Below are 13,824 nucleotides of genomic sequence, written 5' to 3' on the forward strand. Positions count from 1 at the left end.
CATACTCGAGGTATTCCTTCCGGCCATAGCTTATGCCCAACGATCTCTTGCCCCCGTTCGACGCCGGCGCCCTGCTGCCGGACACGCAATCCGTATCGCAGCGCATCCGCGCACGCCTGAAAGCGCGGGGAGTACGGTTTTTTTCTAACGACAACATCGCTGACTTCATCGCTCCGGGAGAACTCGACGAGCTGCTCGATGAGGTGAGCGCCAGGATGCATGACGTGCTCGACAGCCTCGTCATCGATACGGCGGCCGACCACAATAGCCGCGATACGGGACGACGTGTCGCCAAGATGTTCCTCAGGGAAGTCTTCAAGGGCCGATATGAAACCATGCCTTCGGTAACGGCATTTCCGAACGTGTCGCAGGCGGGCGAACTGATGGTGATCGGTCCGCTCACCGTCCGCAGCGCCTGCTCGCACCACTTGTGCCCGGTGATCGGCAAGATCTGGATCGGTGTCCTGCCCAGCCCGGACACGGAATTGATCGGCCTCTCGAAGTACGCACGCCTTGCCGACTGGATCATGAGCAGGCCGCAAATTCAGGAAGAAGCACTGATCCAGTTGGCCGATACGCTCGAAGCGGTGATGGCGCCGCGAGGCCTCGCCCTGGCGATGGAAGCCGACCATTTCTGCATGCAATGGCGAGGTGTCAAAGACATGGATGCGCGGATGACCAGCAGCGTCACGCGGGGCGCATTCCGCCAGGATGCGGCCATGCGCGCCGAATTCCTGGCCTTCCTGCAGCGCTCAAAAGCAGGCTGATCCGGAACTTCGTTCCCGGACCCGGCTACCAGGGCAGGCGGCTGCCATCGTATGCGAAAAAAGCCCCGCTATCGGAAGGAACGAGACGATCGAGGACGCGTAGCATATCGACGACCGCATCGTGCGCCGGGCGTGCCGAGGCAACACCGCGGAATGGACGGGAAAGCGGCGATTCGACTGTGCCCGGATGCAGGGAGACCAGCACGGTATTGGGCTGGGTACGCGCAAGCTCGATCGCAGCAGTCCTGACCAGCATGTTCAGCGCCGCCTTGGATGCCCGGTAGCTGTACCACCCTCCCAGCCGGTTATCGCCGATGCTGCCGACCTTGGCCGACAGCATCGCCATCAAGCCTCGCCCGGGGGCCAGCAAGGGCGCGACGTGGCGCAAAAGCAGGGCCGGGCCGAAGGTGTTCGCCTGGAAGGCCGCGAGCAGGTGCGCGTAGTCCAGATCGGCCAAGCGCTTTTCCGGCATCAGTTCCGGAGCATGCAACATACCTGTCGCGTTGACCACGAGGTTCAGACGCGGCCCGCGCGCCAATTCGCTGGAGGCCGCGGCAACACCAGCTTCATCGGCGAAGTCGAGGGGCGGATGGGAATGCCTGTGCAAACCCCGTACCGAACCGCAACGTGGGTCGGATCGCAACAGGGCGATCATCGCCGCGCCGATCGTTCCGCTACTCCCAACCACCAGCGCGTGATATTGATCAGGCAAACTCCCCATGCTGAATGGCGGCGTGTTGCTGTCGTCCTCGGTGGCTATCTTCAGCGTCATAGCAGGCTCTCCGACAGGATGGTACGTATCGGTATCACTATCCCATGCCGCAACGACGGCGCGCGGCATGGAACCGCAATTGTCCCGCCAGTCGGCAAAAAAAAAACCCGCTCCAGCGGAGCGGGTGAAGTCCAAAACTAGGGATGTCCTGAAAGAGACGAGTCCATCTTAAGGCCGCCTTAAGGGACACTCTGTGCGTTGTTTCACACACCTGAAGAAATCGTGCGCAATAAACAAAAAAGCCGCCAAGGCCAAGGCCCGGGCGGCTTTTCCGTATTGACGGCGATTACACGACGGCGCCGTCGGTCTCGTCGCGTTCCTTGATCGGCTTGATCAGGTCTTCGCGCTTGACGCCCAGCCACATGGCGATCGCGGCCGCCACGAACACGGACGAATAGATACCGAACAGGATACCGATCGTCAGCGCCACGGCGAAGTAATGCAGGGCCTGGCCGCCGAAGAACAGCATCGACAGCACCATCATCTCGGTACAACCGTGGGTGATGATGGTACGCGAGATGGTGCTGGTGATCGCGTGGTCGATGACCTCGGTCACGCTCATCTTGCGCTGCTTGCGGAAGGTCTCGCGGATCCGGTCGAAGATCACGACCGATTCGTTGACGGAGTAGCCCAGCACCGCCAGCACCGCGGCCAGCACGGTCAGCGAGAATTCCCACTGGAAGAAGGCGAAGAAGCCCAGGATGATCACGACGTCGTGCAGGTTGGCGACGATCGCCGCCACCGCGAATTTCCACTCGAAGCGCACGGCCAGGTAGATCACCACGCCGATCACCACCATGATCAGCGCGTTCAGGCCGTTCTGCGCCAGTTCGTCGCCGACCGAGGGGCCGACGAATTCGACGCGCTGCAGGTGCACGGCTTCCTTGCCCTCCGCGGTGAAGCAGCTGGTACGGGTAATGTTCTCGCCCTTCTCGGTGGTCTCCTGGACCTGCTTCGGCGTACCGTTCTCGGCCGCGCAAACGGCGTTGAACACGGTGGTCGAGGCGGTCGCACCCGGCAGGTCCTTGCGGATCGGCAGGCGCATCATGATGTCCTGGGCGGTGCCGAAGCTGGTCACCTCGGGCTGCTCATAACCGATCTTTTCCAGCGTGTGGCGGATCTTTTCCTGGTCCGCCGCGTGCGGGTAGCGCAGCTCCATGGTGGTGCCGCCGGTGAACTCGACCGAGTAGTGCAGCGGCCGGGTCACTAGGAAGAACACCGCGGCAACGAAGGTCAGCGCCGAAATCACGTTGAAGATCAACGCGTGGCGCATGAACGGGATGTCCCGTTTAATCTTGAAAAATTCCATGGCTTTCCTCGCTGCTTATTTCTTGGCCGCGGACTTGGCGCCCGCTGCCGTGATGCCCGGTTCCCAGACGGTACCGATGGCGATCTTGCCCAGCTTCTTCTTGCGTCCGTACCACAGGTTCACGACGCCGCGCGACAGGAACACGGCCGAGAACATCGAAGTCAGGATGCCCAGGCAGTGCACGACCGCGAAGCCGCGCACCGCGCCCGAACCGAACACCAGCAGGGCCACGCCGACGATCAGGGTGGTCACGTTCGAGTCCAGGATGGTGGCCCAGGCGTGGCTGAAGCCGGCCGAGATCGCCGCCTGCGGCGTGTTACCGGCACGCAGTTCCTCGCGGATACGCTCGTTGATCAGCACGTTGGCGTCGATTGCCATACCCAGCGCCAGCGCGATTGCGGCGATGCCCGGCAGGGTCAGCGTGACTTGCAGCATCGACAGGAGGCTCAGCAGGAACAGCAGGTTGCAGGCCAGCGCCACCACGCTGAAGAAGCCGAACAGCTGGTAGTAGATGATCATGAAGATCGCGATCGCCACGAAGCCCCACACGGTCGAGTGCAGGCCCTTGGTGATGTTTTCGGCGCCCAGCTGCGGGCCGACCACGCGTTCCTCGACGAATTCCATCGGTGCCGACAGCGCGCCGGAGCGCAGCAGCAGGGCCAGCTCGGCCGCCTTCTCCGCCGACGGCATGCCGGTGATCTGGAACGAGGCCCCGAATTCACCCTGGATGGTCGCGTTCGACAGCACGGTGTACTTGCCTTTTTCCAGCAGCAGCACGGCCATGCGCTTGCCGACGCGTTCGCGGGTCATCTGGCGCATCTTGCGGCCGCCTTCGGCGTTCAGGCTGATGCTGACGACCGGCTGCTGGTTCTGCTGGTCGAAGCTGGCCGTCGCGCTGGTGATCGATTCACCGCCCAGGAACACGTCCTTCGACACCACGGCCGGTGCGCCCGGACCGGTGGTGAACAGTTCCGAATTCAGCGGAACCGCGGCGCTCAGCTCGGTGCCCGGGGTGACGGTATCGTCGACGGTGCGGAATTCCAGGGTCGCGGTGCGGCCGATGATGTCCTTCGCATGGGCCACGTCCTGCACGCCCGGCAGCTGCACCACGATGCGGTCGCGGCCCTGCTGCTGGATCACCGGCTCGGTGGTGCCGAGTTCATTGATACGCTTGCCCAGGGTCGAGATGTTCTGCTTGACGCCCTCTTCCACGGCACGCTGCAGCGCTTCCGGCTTCAGGGTCACGACCAGCTTCAGGTCGGTACCGTCGGTGGTATCGGCGAAGGTCAGGTCCGGATCCTGGGCCAGCACGTTGCGCGCCTGGACACGGGTGTCGGCGTCGCGGAAGCGGACTTCGATGCGGTTGCCGATGCGGTCGATGCCGGCGTGGCGCACGTTCTTGTCGCGCAGCTGGCCGCGGATGGTCGTTTGCAGGTTCTTGATGCGGCTTTCCTGGACCGCCTTGGAATTCACCTGCAGCAGGAAGTGCACGCCGCCGCGCAGGTCCAGGCCCAGGTTCATCGCCTGCGCGCCCAGCTTCTGCATCCACATCGGGGTGTTCTTCGCCAGGTTGACGGTGACGATGTAGTCCGGATCGGTCGGGTCGCGGTTGAGGTCGCGCTCGAGGGCGGTCTTGGCCTTGAACTGGGCATCGGTGGACGCGAAGCGCGACCGCACGGCGGTCGTGTCACCCGAACCTTCGAGGCTCACGGCTTCCGGCGGAATGCCGTCGCGCTTGAGCGCCGCGGTCACCTGGGCCACGGTGTCGCTGTTGATCTTGACCGTCGCCTTCGAGGTGGTGACCTGCAGCGCCGGCGAATCGACGAAATAGTTCGGCGCCGTGTACAGGAGGCCCAGCAGCACCGCCACGAGGATCAGTATGTACTTCCAGAGGGGATAGCGATTCATGATGTTCCAGCGTTCAGAATTGAGCGCGTGCGGCCGAAGCCGCAAGGCTGGTTACAGGGCCTTCAGGGTGCCCTTCGGCAGCAGGGTGGTGACGGCGTTCTTCTGCACCACGATTTCGGTACCGGCAGCCACCTCGATGGTGACATAGCCTTCGGTGACCTTGGACACACGGCCCAGCACGCCACCGATGGTGATCACTTCGTCGCCCTTGGCCAGCGCCTCCATCATCGACTTCAGTTCTTTCTGGCGCTTCTGCTGCGGACGGATCATGATGAAGTACATGACCACGAACATGATGATGATCGGCGCGAACGTCGTGAGGCTGCCCATGATGCCAGGGTCGGCGGCGCCGGCGGCGGTTTGCGCATAAGCGTTGGAAATGAACACAAGGACTCCGATTTATAAGAATGTGAAAAAACAAGCGCTGTATTCTAGCACCCGCAAACTGTCAACAGCCAGTTTCCGGCCATGTGGGAGCGGTTGCGTAAATTACAAGTAGGGTGGGCACACCGTGCCCACGTGCAGCGATATTTACGCGTGGGCACGGTGTGCCCACCCTGGGGATTACACCCCGCGGGCGCGGTCGGCGTTGAACTGCAGGCGGAATTCGTGGAAGCGGTCGGCATCGATCGCATCGCGGATTTCCTGCATCAGGTTCAGGTAGTAGTGCAGGTTGTGGATGGTGTTCAGGCGCGCGCCCAGGATCTCTTTCGAGCGGTGCAGGTGGTGCAGGTAGGCGCGCGAAAAATTCTTGCAGCAGTAGCAGGTGCAGCTCTCGTCCAGCGGCGCCGTGTCATCCTTGTAACGCGCGTTCTTGATCTTGAGATCGCCGAAACGGGTGAACAGCCAGCCGTTGCGTGCGTTCCGGGTCGGCATCACGCAATCGAACATGTCGACGCCGTTGGCCACGCCGGCCACCAGGTCTTCCGGCGTACCGACGCCCATCAGGTAGTGGGGCTTGTTCTCGGGCAGGCGCGGGCCGACGTGCTCGAGGATGCGCATCATGTCTTCCTTCGGCTCGCCCACCGACAGGCCGCCGATCGCCAGGCCCGGGAAGTCGATGTCTTCCAGGGCGGCCAGCGATTCGTCGCGCAGGCGCTCGTACATACCGCCCTGGACGATGCCGAACAGCGCGTTCGGGTTCTCGCCACGCTTGAACTCGTTCATCGAGCGCTGGGCCCAGCGCAGCGACATGCGCATCGACTTGGCCGCTTCATCAAAGGTCGCCGGACGACCGTCGATCTCGTAAGGGGTGCATTCGTCGAACTGCATCACGATGTCCGAATTCAGCGAGCGCTGGATCTGCATCGAGATTTCCGGCGACAGGAACTGGCGCGAACCGTCGATCGGCGAGGCGAACTTCACGCCCTCTTCCGTGATCTTGCGCATCGCGCCCAGCGAGAACACCTGAAAGCCGCCGGAATCGGTCAGGATCGGCTTGTCCCAGCCCATGAAGCCGTGCAGGCCGCCGAACTTGTCCATGACCTCGGTGCCCGGGCGCAGCCACAGGTGGAAGGTGTTACCGAGGATGATCTGCGAGCCGACTTCCTTCAGCTCGGTCGGGTCCATCGCCTTGACCGAACCGTAGGTCCCGACCGGCATGAAGATCGGGGTCTCGATGGTGCCGTGGTTGAGTTTCAGGCGGCCGCGGCGCGCATGCGACAGACCGCTCGTATCTTTTTTGAGAAGGGTAAATTCCAGCATATTGGATTAATTTTTCCGGGTTAGCAGCATCGCATCGCCATAGCTGAAGAAGCGGTATTCGCTGGCGATCGCGTGTGCATAGGCCTTGCGGATTTCGTCGTAGCCGGCAAAGGCCGAGACCAGCATCATCAGGGTCGACTTGGGCAGGTGGAAGTTCGTGATCAGGCGGGTCACCGTCTTGAACTGGTAACCCGGGGTGATGAACAGGCGGGTGTCGCCGCTGCCGGCCTGCAGGCTGCCGGACTGGGAGGCCGACTCCAGCGCGCGCAGCGAGGTCGTGCCGACCGCCACCACGTCGCGGCCGGCGGCCTGCGCGGCGCGTACCGCATCGACGGTCGCCGAGGAGATCGTGTACCACTCGCTGTGCATATTGTGCTCGGCCAGGTTCTCGACCCGCACCGGCTGGAAGGTGCCGGCGCCCACGTGCAGGGTGACGTAGGCGATGTTCACGCCCTTGGCGGCCAGCTTGTCCAGCAGCGGCTGGTCGAAGTGCAGGCCGGCGGTCGGCGCGGCGACGGCGCCCGGCGCCGATGAATAGACGGTCTGGTAACGCTGCTCGTCGAATTCGTCGGCGTCGTGGGCGATATAGGGCGGCAGCGGCAGGCGGCCGTGGGCCTCGATCAGCTCGAACACGTCGCCTTCGAAGTGGAGCGTGAAGAACTCGCCGGCCCGTTCGCCGGTGGTGACGTCGAAGGCATCGGCCAGGCGGATGCGGTTGCCCGGCTTGGGCGACTTGGACGCGCGGACCTGCGCCAGCACGGTGCGGTTGTCGAGCACGCGCTCGACCAGCACCTCGATCTGGCCGCCGGATTCCTTCTGGCCGAAGAAGCGCGCCTTCAGCACGCGGGTATTGTTCATCACCAGCACGTCGCCGGCGGCAAGCTGGTCGACGATATCTGAAAATGTGCGATCCGTGATGCGGTCGCCGTCGAGCTGCAGCAGGCGCGAAGCGCTGCGATCCGGCAGCGGCACCTGGGCGATGCGCTCGTCGGGCAGGTCGAAATCGAAATCGGAGAGGGAGTAGATTCTGCTCATGATGGGAAAACAGTGCCAGGAGCCTTACAATATAAGCTCAAGCGTATGCGGCGAACCCTCTATTTTACACCAGCCTTTATGCCCGCAACCAAAGACAAAGCCGCAGCCAAGCCCGCAACAACCCCGGTTCAGAAGACCATCGAGAGCAAACTCGCCAAGCTCGGCCTGCGCACCGACATGGACCTGGTGCTGCATCTGCCGATGCGCTACGAGGACGAAACCGAGATCGTGCCGATCCGCGAGGCCTGCCTGCGCGGCGGCCACGTCTCGCAAGTCGAAGGCATCGTTAGCAAAAACGAAATCACGTACAAGCCGCGCAAGCAGCTGCTGGTCTCGATCGCCGACGAGACCTCGGACATCCAGCTGCGCTTCATGAATTTCTACGGCAGCCAGGTCAAGCAGCTGGCCGAAGGCACCCGCGTGCGGGCGCGTGGCGAGGTGCGCCACGGCTTCTTCGGCGCCGAGATGGTCCATCCCGTTTATAAAGTCGTCAACGAGGGCGCGCCCCTGCCGACTTCCCTGACGCCGGTCTACCCGTCCGGCGAAGGCCTGTCGCAGACCGTGCTGAGGCGCGCGATTTCCGATGCCATGAAGCGGGTCGACTGGACCGACACCGTGCCGCGCGCGGTGCGCGAAAAACTGTCGCTGGCCGAGTTCCAGCCGGCGGTGCGCCTGCTGCACTATCCGCCGCCGGACGTCGACGAGAACGCACTGATCGAAAAGACCCACCCGGCCTGGACCCGGGTGAAGTTCGACGAACTGCTGGCCCAGCAGCTGTCACTGAAACGCGCCCAGCAGGCACGCCGCGAAAAGGGCGCGCCCCAGCTCACCAGCGTCGGCGCGCTGTCCGAGGCCTTCCTGAATGCCCTGCCCTTCCAGCTGACCAATGCCCAGCAGCGCGTGGTGCAGGAAATCAGCAAGGACCTGCGCGAGGGTTATCCGATGCAGCGCCTGCTGCAGGGCGACGTCGGCAGCGGCAAGACCGTGGTCGCCGCGCTGGCGGCCGCCCAGGCCATCGACAGCGGCTACCAGGCGGCCCTGATGGCGCCGACCGAGATCCTGGCCGAGCAGCACTTCCGCAAGATCGCGGCCTGGATGGAACCGCTGGGCGTGAAGGTGGCCTGGCTGACCGGCAGCCTGAAAAAGAAGGAAAAGCAGGCCGCCAGCGAGATGGCGGAATCGGGCGAAGCCAACCTGGTGATCGGCACGCACGCCTTGATTCAGGACTCGGTGCAGTTCGCGAAGCTGGGCCTGGTGCTGGTCGACGAACAGCACCGCTTCGGCGTCGGCCAGCGCCTCACCCTGCGCAACAAGGGCAGCGACGGCCTGGTGCCGCACCAGTTGATGATGTCGGCCACGCCGATCCCGCGCACCCTGGCGATGACCTATTACGCCGACCTGGAAGTGTCCGTGATCGACGAGCTGCCGCCGGGCCGCACGCCGATCGTCACCCGCGCGATCGACCAGAACCGCCGCGACGAGGTGATCGAGCGCGTGCACGCCGCCGCGCTGGAGGGCCGCCAGGTCTACTGGGTCTGTCCGCTGATCGAAGAGTCGGAAGCGCTGCAGTTGCAGACCGCCACCGACACCTTCGAGACCCTGGCCGCTTCCCTGCCCGACCTGGTGGTGGGCCTGGTCCACGGCCGCATGAAGCCGGCGGAAAAGCAGGTCATCATGGATGCCTTTTCAAGAGGCGAGGTGCACGTACTGGTGGCCACCACCGTGATCGAGGTCGGGGTCGACGTGCCGAACGCCTCGCTGATGGTGATCGAGCACGCCGAGCGCTTCGGCCTCTCGCAGCTGCACCAGCTGCGCGGGCGCGTGGGCCGCGGTTCGGCGGCCAGCGTGTGCCTGCTGCTGTATCAGAGCCCGCTCGGCCAGGTGGCCAAGCAGCGCCTGATGACGATGCGCGAGACGACCGACGGCTTCGAGATCGCCCGCCGCGACCTCGAGATCCGCGGCCCCGGCGAATTCCTCGGCGCGCGCCAATCCGGCGAAGCCATGCTGCGCTTCGCCAACCTGGAGACCGACCAGTGGATCGTCGAACAGGCGCGCGACGTCGCCGCCTGGCTGCTGGGCTCCGACCGGCCGGAGCTTGATGCCGTCGTCGACGCCCACCTGCTGCGCTGGCTGGGCGGACGGGAAGAGTTCCTCAAGGTCTAAGAACCGGGATAGGTTCTAAGCTGTCGGGTCTTCCTTGCTCGTATGGCCGTTGTCGGGCGGGACCTTGATCTTGGCCCGGGTCGGCTTGCTCTTGCCTTTTCCCTTGCCGGTGGCGGGCTTCGCAGCGTCCTTCTTTTGCCGGGCATCGGACTTGGCATCCTTGGTGGCGTCCTTCTCGTGGGCGGCGGCGGCCTTGGCGACTTCCGGCGAGGTGCTCGAATCCGGCGTGGTGGTCTGGCCCGGCACCGGGGCAGGCGCGGTCTGGGCGAATGCGGCGCCGGCGAACAGGCCGGCGATCAGGATGGCGGTCATGTTTTTCATTTCGAGGCTCCTCCGCGTTGTCGTAGGCCCTAATGTACACCTGTTGTAAAGACGGCCTGTTCCGCGATTTCTGCCGTCTGTCGCAAACGGACCGCCCGGCACAGCGCCTTTCATTACAGTGCGCACGTCAATACAAAAACAACGAGACGCGCCATGCAAACCACTTATCACAACGAGACCCCGGTTCCCTTCGCCATCGCCTGCGCCGTCGGCCAGTTCCTGCTGACGATCCTGATCCTCAAGTTCGGCTTCAGCCTGGCCCCGCCCGAAGCCTACGGCAAGGTCAAGCTGCTCGCCTTCGCCTCGACCATCGTCTATCCGCTGGTGCTGGCCCATGCCTTCGGCTTGTGGAAGCGGCTGGCGCTCGGCCTGGGCCGCATCCGCCCGGAACCGGTGTTCCTGGCCAGCCTGTCGACCGCCGCGCTGTTCCTGCCCTGGGGCCTGCGCAGCGCCGACGGCGGCAAGATCCTCTCCGACTTCACGATCCAGCTCTTCAACGCCTTCGGCGAGGAGCTGCTGTTTCGCGGCGTGATCTTCGCGCTGCTGCTGTCGCTGCCGGTATGGCGCGCCATCGTGCTGAACGGCCTGCTGTTCGGCGCCATGCACCTGATCCACGGCTTCATGGACACCGACTGGAAGACCGCCTGCTGGAAGATGGTGGTGACCTCGATCGCCGGCATGATGTTCACCGCCGTGCGCTACCGCAGCGGCAGCCTGTGGCTCTGCGTGGTGCTGCACATGGTGCTGAACCTGTGCATGATGTATTCGAAGGTGCAGGACGCCGCCGCGTCGACGGTATTCCTGGTGGAGCGCGCCGCCAACGTGATCGAGCTGGCGCTGGCGGCCTGGGTGGTCTTCGGCGCACGCCGGGCGGCGTCGGCGCCGGCCGCGGCCTGATGGCGGCCCAGGCTCTCAGTTCACCTTGGTCAGGTCGACGCCGTCCACCGTCATCTTCCACTTGCCGCCCTCGCGGTGCGGCGGCTTGCTGACCACGAAGGTGGAGCGGACCAGGCTGACGCCGACGTCGAAATTGTCGCCGTTGAAGCCCTGCAGGTCGACGTGGAGATCCACGTTCTTGCCCGGCCGGTCGCGCTTGTATTCGACCTGGCCGTTCTGCTGTATCTTCAGCCGCATCTTCTCGCCGATCCATTCGCCCACGTAGGCTGATTTGTCGGCGGGGACCGGCACCGGGTCCGCGAAGCTGGGTTGGGCTGCGCACAGGCAAGCGGCGAGCAGGATGGCACGGCGGAGCATGGGGCTTCCTTTCGTTTGTCGGACACCGGGGGAACGGATAGCGAAAAGTATCGATTGCTTCCGTTCGCGATGTCAAACAAATCCGGATATGCATGTCACGCCGGCTGCCCGTAAACGTCATTCCCGCCTGCGCGGGAATGACGATCAAGGAGCGGGAAGTCGTTTCCGGCAATGCCGGGAACGACGTACAAAGTGCGGGCTTACTTGGCCGGCGTAGCGGCAGCGACCGTGGTGTCCTTGTGCGCTTCGGCCTTGACCGCAGCCTTGTGATGGGTCTTGGCGACCTTGTGCTCTGCCTTGGCGACCTTCACGTCCGCCTTGGCGGCTTCCTTGGTTTCCTTGGCGTCGGCCTTGGCTTCTTTTACTTCGGCCTTGGCATCGGCCTTGGCTTCCTTGACGTCTGCCTTGGCCGCAGCCTTGGTTTCTTTCACTTCAGCCTTCGCAGCCTGCTTTTCTTGCTTGGCTTCGGCCTTCGCCACTGCCGGCGTGGTAGCCGTCGGCGTCGTGGTGGCGGGAGTTTGTGCCGCGAATGCTGCGGTAGCGAACAGGCCGGCGATCAGGGTAGCGATGGTCTTTTTCATGGTGCGATCCTCAAGTTTTGTCTTGTCTGGTCAGGGAAGCCGCGCGGCAGCCGCCATCGGCCGCCGTGCGTAAAACAGCATCAGGGATTACTTGGTAGCCGGTGCCGGGGTGGCGACAGCTTCCGGGGTCGCTGCGGCGACGGTGGTGTCCTTGTGCGCAGCTTTCTTGGTCTTGTGGGCGGTTTTGTGGGCGGTCTTGTGGACAGCCTTGTGCTCGGCCTTGGCTTCCTTCACGTCGGCCTTGGCGGCGACCTCCTTGGCTTCCTTGGCATCGGCCTTGGCTTCCTTGGCGTCGGCCTTGGCTTCCTTGACTTCAGCCTTGACGTCGGCCTTGGTCGCAGCCTTGGTCTCTTTCACTTCAGCCTTCGCCACTGCCGGCGTGCTAGCCGCCGGCGTCGTGGTGGCAGGAGTCTGTGCTGCGAATGCTGCGGTAGCGAACAGGCCGGCGATCAGGGTAGCGATGGTCTTTTTCATGATGAAGGGTCCTCAGGGTTATCGGGTTCGGAGTGCACGTCGTTTGCGTGTCACTTGTCCCTAAAACGAGGAACCTTACTGTCCTGTTGACGCTCCTTACAAAGCCTTACCGCGCTGACAAATGCTTACAATCGGAGGCAATCAGAAGCCGTAGCCGTGCCAGGCATCCTTGAAGTCCTTGGCGCGGGCGTCGACGACTTCCGGACGGGCGCGCAGCCACTGCACCACCGCCTCGCGGTCTTCCTCGGCGGGCGAACCGCGCTCGATGTTGGCGATCACGCCTTCGGTCTCGCTGAATGGCTCCTTGCCGCCGAAGCCGCCGCCCAGCAGGCCGCGCTGTTCCAGGAAGCCGAAGAAATCGTTGATGAAGTCGTGGTAAGGCTCGCCGCGCATCGGGCTGTGGAACACGAGTTCGATGTCGAAGCAGTGCTCCTTGAATTCGCCGACGCGCGCCTTCTTGCGCTGGCGTGCGTTCAGGCGCCGCATGCGGCTGGTGGTACGGGGATCGCGTTTCATGGTTTTTCTCCTTGTTGGTTATTCCTTGGCGGTGCCGTCGTCGGCCGCGTAGTGCACGCCGATCTGGCGCCGCACTTCGTCCATCACGCCCATCAGGGCCAGCGTGTCTTCATGCGGCATGCCGGGGCTCTCGATCAGGCCGGCCTGCCAGCAACGCTGGGCCTCGATCGCCTCGTGCACATAGCCGTTGCCCAGGAAAGGCGTGGGCATGGTGCGGTTGATGCCGTCGGCACGCACCACCGTCACCGTCTGGGCGCGGTGGAACATGGTGTTCATGCGCACGTGGCCGCGTTCGCCGGCGATCGTCAGCTCGCTCGGCAGGCGCGCGCGCAGCGAGCAGCTGCACATCGACATTCCGCCGCCGCGGTGGCGCAGCACGAAGCCGGTCTGTTCGTCGACGCCGGTGGGGCCGAGTTCGGCCTGGGCCGCGACCGATTCCACCGGGCCCAGCAGCGCCACCGCGATCGACAGCGGATAGATGCCCAGGTCGAGCAGCGCGCCGCCGCCCAGCACCGGATTGAACACGCGGTGTTCATGGCCGAAGTCGGCCTTGAAGCCCAGGTCGGCGATCACCTGCGTCACCTTGCCGATCTCGCCGGAGTCGACCACGCGCCGCACTTCCGCCAGCGCCGGCATGAAGCGGGTCCACATCGCCTCCATCAGGAACAGGTTTTTCGCGCGCGCCAGCGCCACCAGTTCTTCGGCCTCGGCGCGGTTCATGGTGAAGGGCTTCTCGCACAACACGCCCTTGCCGGCGTTCAGGGCCATGCGCACGTTGTCGACGTGGGCGGGATGCGGCGTGCCCACGTAGATCAGGTCGACGTCAGGCGCCTGCGCCAGCTCCTCGTAGGAGCCGTAAGCAGTGCCGCCGAATTCGTCGGCGAAGCCTTGCGCGCCCGGCAAGCTGCGCGAGCCGACGCCGGCGAGCACCGCCCCCGGCGTATCCTTCAGCGCATTGGCGAAGGCCTTGGCGATCTTCCCGGTACCGAGAATGCCCCAGCGGACCACATCAGTCATGTT

15 protein-coding genes are annotated in these 13,824 nt (G+C 64.1%); 3 read left to right on the forward strand and 12 right to left on the reverse strand.

Features of this window, described 5'->3' with window-relative positions; translation table 11 throughout:
• Positions 1-32: 32 nt before the first annotated feature.
• Positions 33-767, forward strand: a complete 735-nt coding sequence (gene folE / locus AC1DOP_RS13525) for a GTP cyclohydrolase I (protein ID WP_442123952.1) — start codon at positions 33-35, stop codon at positions 765-767.
• A gap of 25 nt (positions 768-792) precedes the next feature.
• On the opposite strand, the gene AC1DOP_RS13530 is transcribed toward folE, so the two are convergent.
• From AC1DOP_RS13530 to queA, 6 genes are all read right to left on the reverse strand, one after another.
• Positions 793-1,539, reverse strand: a complete 747-nt coding sequence (locus AC1DOP_RS13530; RefSeq protein ID WP_477251694.1) for an SDR family oxidoreductase — start codon at positions 1,537-1,539, stop codon at positions 793-795.
• A gap of 286 nt (positions 1,540-1,825) precedes the next feature.
• The gene (secF, locus tag AC1DOP_RS13535) at positions 1,826-2,848 is read right to left on the reverse strand and encodes a protein translocase subunit SecF (protein ID WP_442123954.1); all 1,023 of its coding nucleotides are present in this window, start codon (positions 2,846-2,848) and stop codon (positions 1,826-1,828) included.
• A 15-nt stretch (positions 2,849-2,863) separates the two neighbouring features.
• Positions 2,864-4,756: a protein translocase subunit SecD gene (gene secD / locus AC1DOP_RS13540; RefSeq protein WP_477251696.1), complete on the reverse strand. Its 1,893-nt coding sequence runs from the start codon at positions 4,754-4,756 to the stop codon at positions 2,864-2,866.
• 51 nt (positions 4,757-4,807) lie between these two features.
• The gene (gene yajC, locus AC1DOP_RS13545; protein ID WP_477251698.1) at positions 4,808-5,143 is read right to left on the reverse strand and encodes a preprotein translocase subunit YajC; all 336 of its coding nucleotides are present in this window, start codon (positions 5,141-5,143) and stop codon (positions 4,808-4,810) included.
• Between the two features lie 177 nt (positions 5,144-5,320).
• Positions 5,321-6,460, reverse strand: a complete 1,140-nt coding sequence (gene tgt / locus AC1DOP_RS13550; RefSeq protein WP_442123957.1) for a tRNA guanosine(34) transglycosylase Tgt — start codon at positions 6,458-6,460, stop codon at positions 5,321-5,323.
• Positions 6,461-6,466: 6 nt separating this feature from the next.
• The gene (gene queA, locus AC1DOP_RS13555) at positions 6,467-7,486 is read right to left on the reverse strand and encodes a tRNA preQ1(34) S-adenosylmethionine ribosyltransferase-isomerase QueA (protein ID WP_477251732.1); all 1,020 of its coding nucleotides are present in this window, start codon (positions 7,484-7,486) and stop codon (positions 6,467-6,469) included.
• Between the two features lie 87 nt (positions 7,487-7,573).
• Here queA and recG point away from each other — a divergent pair, with 87 nt between their 5' ends.
• Positions 7,574-9,658 carry an ATP-dependent DNA helicase RecG gene (gene recG / locus AC1DOP_RS13560; protein ID WP_442123958.1) on the forward strand — a complete coding sequence of 695 codons (2,085 nt, stop codon included), beginning with the start codon at positions 7,574-7,576 and terminating at the stop codon, positions 9,656-9,658.
• A 15-nt stretch (positions 9,659-9,673) separates the two neighbouring features.
• Here recG and AC1DOP_RS13565 read toward each other — a convergent pair whose 3' ends face one another.
• Positions 9,674-9,979, reverse strand: a complete 306-nt coding sequence (locus tag AC1DOP_RS13565; RefSeq protein WP_442123959.1) for a hypothetical protein — start codon at positions 9,977-9,979, stop codon at positions 9,674-9,676.
• A 153-nt stretch (positions 9,980-10,132) separates the two neighbouring features.
• Here AC1DOP_RS13565 and AC1DOP_RS13570 point away from each other — a divergent pair, with 153 nt between their 5' ends.
• Positions 10,133-10,876, forward strand: coding sequence for a CPBP family intramembrane glutamic endopeptidase (locus tag AC1DOP_RS13570; RefSeq protein ID WP_442123960.1), 744 nt, complete (start codon positions 10,133-10,135; stop codon positions 10,874-10,876).
• Positions 10,877-10,891: 15 nt separating this feature from the next.
• Here AC1DOP_RS13570 and AC1DOP_RS13575 read toward each other — a convergent pair whose 3' ends face one another.
• The 5 genes from AC1DOP_RS13575 to AC1DOP_RS13595 all read right to left on the reverse strand — a co-directional run bounded on the left by AC1DOP_RS13575 (position 10,892) and on the right by AC1DOP_RS13595 (position 13,821).
• The gene (locus AC1DOP_RS13575) at positions 10,892-11,233 is read right to left on the reverse strand and encodes a hypothetical protein (RefSeq protein WP_442123961.1); all 342 of its coding nucleotides are present in this window, start codon (positions 11,231-11,233) and stop codon (positions 10,892-10,894) included.
• A 200-nt stretch (positions 11,234-11,433) separates the two neighbouring features.
• Positions 11,434-11,814 (reverse strand): hypothetical protein, encoded by a 381-nt coding sequence (locus AC1DOP_RS13580; RefSeq protein WP_442123962.1) that lies wholly within the window; start codon positions 11,812-11,814, stop codon positions 11,434-11,436.
• 87 nt (positions 11,815-11,901) lie between these two features.
• Positions 11,902-12,288, reverse strand: a complete 387-nt coding sequence (locus AC1DOP_RS13585; RefSeq protein ID WP_442123963.1) for a hypothetical protein — start codon at positions 12,286-12,288, stop codon at positions 11,902-11,904.
• A gap of 141 nt (positions 12,289-12,429) precedes the next feature.
• Positions 12,430-12,804: a 50S ribosome-binding protein YggL gene (locus AC1DOP_RS13590; RefSeq protein WP_442123964.1), complete on the reverse strand. Its 375-nt coding sequence runs from the start codon at positions 12,802-12,804 to the stop codon at positions 12,430-12,432.
• Positions 12,805-12,822: 18 nt separating this feature from the next.
• Positions 12,823-13,821, reverse strand: a complete 999-nt coding sequence (locus AC1DOP_RS13595) for a Gfo/Idh/MocA family protein (protein ID WP_442123965.1) — start codon at positions 13,819-13,821, stop codon at positions 12,823-12,825.
• Positions 13,822-13,824 lie beyond the last annotated feature (3 nt).

The organism is Massilia sp. 01N410, from assembly GCF_056399665.1.